Below are 519 nucleotides of genomic sequence, written 5' to 3' on the forward strand. Positions count from 1 at the left end.
TTGGATTGAGTTGACCTGCTTTTACCGATAAGACGCCGTTACCGCATCCCAAATCGATAATGTGGTTGATTGAGGCGTCTTGAGGAATATGTTGCAGCATAAAACGCGCACCTAAGTCTAAGCTTTCTCCTGAATAGACATTTGGCAGGTTTTTAAGCTGAATGTGTTCACCTTCGACACCCCAAGCCGTGATTGGATCTACTTCAATTCTTGGTTCTGCATTGGCCTGAGAAAAGACCAGTCGATGCTTTTTCCACGCCAGTGACGTTTTAGTCTCTCCAAGGTATTTTTCGAACAATTTTAATGTAGACGTATGGATTTCTTTGGCTTTGTTTACAGCAATCACAGGGCAAGCGGTTGGAAGCACCTTGCGAAGTTGGCTCAAAATCCAAACAAGATGACGATTACTTTTAGGTAGCTGGACTAACACAAGATCTGTATTCGCAGGAATACTGTCCATTGTGGTCAGAAATGCCACTTTATTACATTGATTGTCTTCAAGATTTTTTTGAGTGCCTT

The 519-nt window shown here is 42.2% G+C and carries 1 protein-coding gene; it reads right to left on the reverse strand.

Annotated features, from left to right (window positions below; translation table 11 throughout):
* Positions 1–519, reverse strand: a 519-nt coding sequence (locus R7Q48_RS31045) for a methyltransferase (RefSeq protein ID WP_318134266.1), incomplete at both ends; no start/stop codon positions are given.

This window comes from Vibrio sp. 378 (assembly GCF_033339435.1).